The sequence below is a fragment of the Deinococcota bacterium genome (assembly GCA_030858465.1).
Classification (GTDB): Bacteria; Deinococcota; Deinococci; order Deinococcales; family Trueperaceae; genus JALZLY01.
Genome location: JALZLY010000376.1, coordinates 1 through 7,854 on the forward strand (window position 1 = coordinate 1; position 7,854 = coordinate 7,854).

Here is a 7,854-nt window from a genome sequence, read left to right on the forward strand (position 1 = left end):
GGCCGCCCTTGGGCTTTGCCTTCAGCCCGCACTCGCGCCCACTCCTTGGCGAGGCCGAATTCAAAGCCCAAAACGACGTACTTGGTCTGCAAAAGTGTCTCCAGGATCGTCTTGCGCCGCTCACTCCAGTAGTGCAAATCTGCCCACCAAACAGTTCGGCCACGCTCATGAACGAAAGGGCGGGTTGTTGGCCCTAGTCCGCTGCGGTGGTTTGAGCGGCCCGCAGCCGCGCCATCCATTTGCGGTGAGGGCGGAAGATGAGCGCGGCGCCAAGACCCAAAAGGCCGACCACAAGAAGCCCCCAGCGCGGCCCGAGCCTACCCACAAGCTGGGACACCAGCAACGCGCCAAAAGGCACGAAGCCCGAAAAGACCAGCATATAGATGCTCATCACCCGGCCGCGCAAGGCGTCGGGCACCAACAGTTGAACGGTCGCCTGGGCGTTGACCATCGTTACGATCATGCCGAGGCCGCAAGCGACGAGCGCTAAGGCGGCGAGCGGCAGGTTTGGGCTCATCACAAACGCCAAAAAGGCGAGGCTGAAGAGCAGCACGCCCCGGCGCATGAGCATGAGGCGGTCGTCATCACCGTAGGCCGAGTTGACGACAAAGGCGAGAATAGCACCCAAGCCCAAGCTCGAGAGGAGGATGCCGAGGCCTGCTATGTCAAGCCCTAGCGCCTGCCTCGCAAAGAGCGGCACGATGAGCTGAAAATTGATGATGGTAAGCGACAGAGACCCGGCCAGCATGGTCGCCAGCCGCACTTCGGCCTGGCCCATCACGTAAGCGAGACCCTCTTTAATCTCCGCGAAGACCTTGTGGGGCTTGACCTCTCGAGGTGGCAGCCTGATGCTCCAGATGGCCGGGATGATGACGGCAAAGGAGAGCGCGTTTAGGGCAATCGCCGGGCTGTAGCGCATGAGTGGCTGCGAACCCGCGAAAAAACCCTCGGAGACGGCGATGAAGGTGGCGGCTATGGCCGGGCCGACGAGGCGCGCTACGTTAAAGGCCAGCGAGTTGAGAGAAACAGCGTTTCTGAGGTCGCGCTTGGGCACCAAGTCAGGCACCAGGCTCTGCCTGGCCGGCACATCAAAGGCGTTGGTTGTGCCGTTGACGGCGGCGATGAGCAGCAAAATAGGGTAACTCAGCCAGCCCGTGAAGGTCAGCAGCGCCAGCGCGACCGCAGACAAGGCCAGCACGCCTTGGCAGGCCAGCAGCACCGAGCGCCGGGAAGTCGCGTCGATGACGACACCGGCAAAGAGGCTCAAGACGAGGGTGGGGGCGAACTGCAAGGCGCCCACATAGCCGAACTTGATGGCGGCCTCGGCCGGATCAGCGATGAGGTCAAAAACGAGCCAGGCCTGCGCGGTCACCTGCATCCACGAGCCGATGAGGCTAAAGCCCTGGGCGAACCAGTAGTTGCGAAACGCAAGATGCTTAAGCGCGTCAAAGGAGCGGGGAACTTGGCCGATGAGAGGCACAACGCGCCATCATACGCCCACTCGCCTTACCTGGTTGCACAGCAAACACATCTTGCAGCCCCAAGCTATCAGGCGGGCTGGCCACCGGGCACCCGAGGAGATCCGCGGCTTGAAGCACGAGCCCAAACCTCAGGCCGCTCGTTTGGGCGCCGATGCTCCTTTGACCTTGTCCAGAAAGCCACTGTCGCTGAACAGCTCATAAGCGAGCGACGCCAGGATGCGGGCGCCGTCCAGGACGGCCTCGTCTCCCCGCTTGCCCCTTGCAGCGGCAGCGAATTCGGCGGTATGCGGCTGGGCCTTGTCGTCAATAGCCAGATAGGCGTGCAAAGCGGGCAGGCGCTGTGAGACGTTGCCCATGTCGGTCGAGCCGCCGAAATCCAGCGGATGGTAGGGCAAGACCTCGCGTCCGAGCCGCGCGCCGTGCTCGCCGAAACGCTCCGCCAAAACCAGGTTGGTCGCCATGTTCTCGTAGGGTTTCACGCTCTCCTCGAGGCTGAGCGTGGCGCCCGTCATAAGCGCGGCGCCCTCGAAGACCTTCCGGGCGCGAGGGACTAAGCTCTCGTAAAGGTAGTCCCTGCTGGCCGCGCGCAGGAAGACGCGCATGGCCGCTTCCTTGGGGATGATGTTGACCGCGTCACCTCCTTGAGTGACGATGCCGTGGATGCGCACGTCCGGCGTTACCTGCTGGCGCAGGGCGTCGAGGCCGTTAAAGGCGAGCCGCACCGCGTCGAGCGCGTTGACGCCCAGGTGCGGCGCCGCCGCGGCGTGGGCGGGAACGCCGCTGTAGCGCACCTCCCAGCCGACCCGGGCGAGCGACGGGCTACCGATACGCGTCTCGTAGCTGGGGTGAATCATCATGGCGGCGTCGAGCCCTGCAAAGACGCCTGCCTCGAGCAGGATCACCTTGCCGCCGCCGCCCTCCTCGCCCGGCGTGCCAACGACCACGAGCTCGCCTGCTAGGTCCTTCATCAGCGGCGCGAGGGCGAGCGCGCCGCCTAAGCTCATGGTGGCGATCAGGTTGTGTCCGCAGGCGTGGCCGAGGCCCTCGAGCGCGTCGTACTCGCATATGAGGGCGACTTTCGGCCCCGGTCCCTGGCCGCGCAGGCGGGCATAAAAGGCCGTCGCTAGGCCGCCCACCCCGCGTTCGACCTCAAAGCCGCGCGCCTCCAGGGTGTCGGCGAGCCAGCTCGAGGCCTGGACCTCCTCGAAGCGGATCTCGGGGTGCGCGTGGATCTTGTGGCTCAGCTCGAGCAGCAAAGGGCGCAGTTCGTCGGTTTGGGCGTCAATCATCTTGTAAGCGTTTTGCATGGTGAATCCTCCTTACTTTAGGTATAACATCTTAAGCCGCAGCCTCCTGAATAAGCACGAGGGCTCGTTCATCGCCGTCGCCATAGTGCCTACCTAGAACGGTGAGGCAGGAGCAGTGCTCGAGCGCACGTGTTAACATGCGCCTCTAAGGCACGCCCAAAGAGAACGCCGGGTGCTGAAGGCAAGACCGCGGCCGTCAGCTTAGCCGCATGTGAAAGGGAGGTATGCTCGTGAGGAAGACCGTTTTACTCGCTTGTCTGGCGCTGCTCATCAGCTTGGGTACCGTGGGGGCGCAGCAAGATAGGCTCATCACCATCGCCTTTGAGGGTGGCGCCGTCACCATGGACCCCCACAAGCGCCAGGAGACCACCACGCTCGCCTGGCAGCAACACGTCTACGAGTACCTCATTCGCTTAAGCCGCGAGGGCGAGCTGGTGCCCGAGCTGGCCACCTCCTGGGAGGCCGAGGGAGAGAACACCTGGGTCATTACGCTCCGCGAGGGGGTAAGCTGGCACGACGGCAGCCCTTTCACCGCCGAGGACGTGGTGGGCTCGCTGACCCGCGCCAAAACGCACCCCGAGTCGCAGATGGCGCAGTTTCTAACCGCCATGCGCGAGGCGGTCGCTACGGACGCGAACACCGTCGAAATCCACACCGACACGCCCGACCCGCTCCTGCCGCTCAAGCTCGCCCAGGTGCTCGTCGCCAACCCGGACTACGCCGAGGAGGTAGGCGACGACCGGATGGCCAACGAGCCGATAGGCACCGGGCCCTACCGCGCGGTGAGCTACACCACCGACGACTCCCTGACTCTCGAGGCCTTTGAAGACTACTGGGGTGAGCAACCCGAGTTCAGGCGCGTGCGCCTCGTCAACATCCCGGCCGGCGCGACGCGCCTGTCGGCGCTCCTGACGGGCGACGTGGACATCGCCGAAAAGATCCTGCCGCAAGACTTTGAGCGTGTCGAGCGCAGCCCAGACGCCTACATCACCATGGCGCCAAGCACCCGCGTCATCTACCTCACCATGAACTTTGCGTGCCGCGAGAACTGCCCGGCGAGCGGCCTGCCCGGCGGCGTCAACCCCTTTGTCGACCCCACGGTCCGCCAGGCGGTCGCCCACGCCATCAATGTCGACGCCATCATCGAGCGGGTGATGGGCGGGGTCGTCACCCCCGCCACGCAGTACATCTCCCCCATCGACTACCTCTACGACCCGCTCATCGAGCGCTTCGACTACAACCCCGAGCGCGCCCGCGAGCTGCTGGCCGCAGCCGGTTACGAGAACGGCTTCCGGATTCGCTTAGACGCGCCCAACGACCGCTACCTAAACGATGCGCTGGTCGCCCAGGCTATCGGCGGCATGCTCGGCGCGGTCGGTATCGAGGTCGAGGTCAACGCCACCACCCGCACCGTCTTCTTCCCCTTGATCGACGAAGGCGAGTTTATGATGTACTTAGCAGGCTGGGGCTCGCCGGACGTCGTCAGCACCTTCAACAACATGATCCACACCAGGGACCCCGAGGCGGGCTTTGGCCGGCTCAACCGCTACTTCTACGCCAACCCCGAGATGGACGCGCTCATCACCGAGGTCAATGCCGAGTTCAACGAGGCGCGCCGCATCGAGCTCATTCACGAGATCAACAGGCATACCCTTACGGAGGACGTGGTGTGGATTCCTCTTTACGTCGAGAGCGTGATCGCGGGCGTGCGCAGCGACATCGACTTCGAGGCCAATCCGCAAGAGTACATCCTGGCCTTCGAATTGCAGAGCCGCTAGTCGGGCGCAGGAGCTAGGACCAGGCTGCAGGAATAGCGCGCATATTCCTGCAGCCTGATATCTCATGCTTGCCTTTATCCTGAGACGCACCGTGCAGGCCATTGGCGTCCTGATCTTCGTGGGGACGCTAGTGTTCTTCTTGCTGAACATAGCCGGCGACCCCGTCGAGCTCCTGGCGCCCGAAAACGCCACCCAGGCCCAGATCGACCAGATCCGCATCAACTTCGGCCTCGACCAGCCCCTCTACCTGCAGTACTGGCGTTTTCTGTCGAGTGCTATCCAGGGCGACCTGGGCCGCTCCTTCCAGACCGGCCAGCCCGCCATGGGCATGATCGTCGAGCGTTTTCCGGCCACCGCCCAGCTCGTCTTGGCCGCTATGCTGATGGCGCTGGTCCTGGGCGTGCCGATGGGGGTGATGGCGGCCAACCGCCACGGCAGCCTGGTCGACAGGACGCTTCTTTTCGTCAGCGTCCTGGGTGTCTCCGCGCCCAACTTCTGGCTGGCGGTCATGTTGCTCTTAATCTTCAGCGTCGAGCTTAACTGGCTGCCCGCCTACGGCAGCGGCACGCTCGCCCATCTCGTCCTGCCGGCCTTTACCCTGGCGACCTACCGCATCGCCCTCTTCACCCGGCTGATACGCGCTACGCTTTTAGAGGAGCTCTCACAGGACTACGTGCGCACCGCGCGGGCCAAGGGCGTCTTGCCACGCCTGGTGGTTTACCGCCACGCCATGCGCAACGCGCTCATCCCCTTCGTGACGGTCATGGGGCTCGAGTTCGGCAACCTGCTGGCGGGCGCTGTCGTCACCGAGAGCATCTTCGCCTGGCCGGGCATGAACCGCTTAGCCCTGCGGGCGCTGACCACCCTCGACTTTCCCGTCATCATTTCCTTCACGCTCTTCGTGGCGCTCATTTTCGTCGTACTGAACACCCTGGTCGACATTCTCTACAGCGTCATCGACCCGCGCGTGAGGTACAGCTAGTGAGGTACGGCCAGTGAGGATACCCGGATGACCTCCAGGCGCCTGTTCAAATCCTTGCCGGTCGCGCCGCTGCTCATCCTGCTCGTGTTCGTCGTCGCTTCGCTCGGGGCGGACCTCTTTGCGCCTCACGACCCGCGTCAGCAGAACATCCTCATCAACCTGGCGCCGCCGAGCTGGCTTGCCGGCGGCGAAGAGGATCATCTCCTGGGCACCGACAACCTGGGCCGCGATATCCTCTCGAACATCCTCTATGGCGGCCGCGTCTCCTTGGCGGTAGGCTTTTTCGCCTTGCTCATCAGCGCCGCCATCGGCATTCCGCTCGGCCTCGTCGCCGGGTACTTCGGCGGTCGTGGGGGCGGCCTCATCATGCGCTTAGCAGACGTGCAACTCGCGCTGCCCACCATTCTCGTCGCGCTGGTAGTCTTGGCGCTCTTAGGCGCCGGTCTCGACCGGGTGATTCTGGTGATCGGCGTGGTGGGCTGGGCCATCTACGCCCGCGTCACGCGCGCGGCTGTCATCCAGGTGCGCGAGCGGGACTTCGTCAGCGCCGCTCAGGCGCTCGGCACCAGCACCCCCCGCATCCTCACCAAGCACATTCTTCCCAACGCCTTGTCGCCCATCTTGGTTCAGCTCTCGGTGGACTTTCCGAGGGTGGTCCTTTTAGAGGCCACCCTGTCGTTTCTCGGCCTGGGGGTGAGCGTGGACACGCCCAGCCTCGGCCTGATGGTGGCCGCGGGCCAGAACCACCTCTTTAGCGGAGCCTGGTGGCTGAGCGCCTTTCCCGGCCTGGCCCTCACCTTTTTGGTGCTCTCGGTCAACCTCATCGGCGACTGGGTGCGTGACGTCTTCGACCCAAGGCTCGGGTAGGGATTCAGTGTGTCAGTGTGGCGGTGAACTTGCTGCGCAGCACGGCTGCCGTCATGAAAGGCCGCACCTTCAGCCTCACCCCGTCGTCGGGGTCTTGTACGCGCTCAGGTAGGCGTGGACGTGGACAGGCTTGACGAGCGTCTCCGGCAGAAGCAGGGGCGAGCCGAAGCGCAGGTCATCCAAGAGCGCCTAACCTGGTAGGATGAGGCTCGAGGAGCTAAGTCGAGGTTCACCGAGCGACCATTAAAGCGCGTGCAGGTGCTTCTTTGCTTCACCAATTTGCTTTACCGACACGACGATGCGTCTTCAGGGACAAGCATGATACCAATAATGACACCTACCACCCTCACCAGTCAGGTCCTCCTGAGTTCCTTTCCCGCACGGCAGCTGCCAGGTGACTCGGGGCCGTTCCTGGTCCTGACACCCAACCGCCGGGCTGCCCGCGCGCTTGGTATGACCTTCACCTCCCTCGATCATCACGCCCGCGGCCTCCTCCGCAAGCAGGGCCTGCTGGTGGCAAGTGAGCTGGCGCGACACCGCGCCCTCAAACGAGCGGTCGGTGAGGTGCTCGCCCCAACGGACCTCGAGGGAACCACGCGCACGGTGGCGGCAACCGTTCGGGAGGTGCTCCGCGCAGGACTGGATGCGAGCCTTGCCACGCAGGCTCTGTCACAAACACTGTCACTGAGGCTGTCACCGCGGGCCGCGGGGGTGTTGAAGGTGGCCGACGCACACCGTGAGCTCCTCCGCGCTCAAGGGCTGGTGGACCCAGCCGAGGTGATGTGGGTCGCCGCCGCAGGGGAACCCTGGCAGCAGAGGGTGCTGGTCGTGGGTTACCCCCGCCTCGGCCATGGCGACCTCGCCCTCCTCGCTGCGATAGCGGCAGCCGGCAGTCTCTTGTTGCTGCCCTGGCGAGACGGCCCGCTCTTCAGCCTGAACGAAACGGCCGCGCAAAATATGGCGCAACGAGGCTGGAAAGTCGAGCGGCGCCACGAGACACCCCAGACCTTCGGCGAGCGCTTGTCCTTCCGTTTTGACCAGGCGAATGAAGCCACCCCGCCCTGCGAAGCACGCCACTTCCCTTCCCAAGAGGCGGAAGTCCGCCATGTGCTCACCGCTGTCAAGGCGCTCCTGCACCAGGGCGCCAGTCCCGCAACCATCGCGCTTGTGAGCCGCGATGAAGCTGCTTACGGGCCGTTACTCAAGGCTGTCGCCTGGGAGTACCAGATCCCCCTGCGGGTCTCTTATGGGCTTTCTCTCGCCGAGACACGCGTGGGCGCCTGGCTCACTAAACTCACCACCGTCCTCCTCGAGGACGCGCCCTTCGAGGCGATGGCCCGCCTGCTCAGCCATCCCCTCTGCGAGAGCCTGGACGCGGACGCTTGGGCCACCGCTCGCCAGCATCACCCGAGCGGCCTTCCTCGCTGGCTGGGAGTTGA

6 protein-coding genes are annotated in these 7,854 nt (G+C 64.4%); 4 read left to right on the forward strand and 2 right to left on the reverse strand.

Going from position 1 to position 7,854, the window contains the following annotated elements:
- Nucleotides 1-193: 193 nt before the first annotated feature.
- Both M3498_18545 and M3498_18550 read right to left on the reverse strand, forming a co-directional pair.
- Complete coding sequence (locus M3498_18545; protein ID MDQ3461267.1) at nucleotides 194-1,480, reverse strand: MFS transporter; 1,287 nt, start codon at nucleotides 1,478-1,480, stop codon at nucleotides 194-196.
- 129 nt (nucleotides 1,481-1,609) lie between these two features.
- A complete protein-coding gene (locus M3498_18550; GenBank protein MDQ3461268.1) occupies nucleotides 1,610-2,788 on the reverse strand; it encodes a M20 family metallopeptidase in 1,179 nt (392 codons plus the stop codon).
- Between the two features lie 230 nt (nucleotides 2,789-3,018).
- Here M3498_18550 and M3498_18555 point away from each other — a divergent pair, with 230 nt between their 5' ends.
- The 4 genes from M3498_18555 to M3498_18570 form a co-directional block, all read left to right on the forward strand.
- On the forward strand, nucleotides 3,019-4,566 hold the full coding sequence (locus M3498_18555; GenBank protein MDQ3461269.1) for an ABC transporter substrate-binding protein: 1,548 nt from the start codon (nucleotides 3,019-3,021) through the stop codon (nucleotides 4,564-4,566).
- A gap of 64 nt (nucleotides 4,567-4,630) precedes the next feature.
- Entirely contained in the window at nucleotides 4,631-5,548 is a 918-nt protein-coding gene (locus tag M3498_18560; protein MDQ3461270.1) for an ABC transporter permease, read from the forward strand.
- Between the two features lie 27 nt (nucleotides 5,549-5,575).
- Nucleotides 5,576-6,415: an ABC transporter permease gene (locus tag M3498_18565; protein MDQ3461271.1), complete on the forward strand. Its 840-nt coding sequence runs from the start codon at nucleotides 5,576-5,578 to the stop codon at nucleotides 6,413-6,415.
- 330 nt (nucleotides 6,416-6,745) lie between these two features.
- Nucleotides 6,746-7,854: hypothetical protein (locus M3498_18570; GenBank protein MDQ3461272.1), on the forward strand; the 1,109-nt coding region annotated here is incomplete at its 3' end.

Bases quoted from the DNA above. Each gene is read 5' to 3' on its own strand.
- M3498_18550 (MDQ3461268.1), bottom strand. From the start codon at position 2,788: ATGCAAAACGCTTACAAGATGATTGACGCCCAAACCGACGAACTGCGC.
- M3498_18560 (MDQ3461270.1), top strand. From the start codon at position 4,631: ATGCTTGCCTTTATCCTGAGACGCACCGTGCAGGCCATTGGCGTCCTG.
- M3498_18565 (MDQ3461271.1), top strand. From the start codon at position 5,576: ATGACCTCCAGGCGCCTGTTCAAATCCTTGCCGGTCGCGCCGCTGCTC.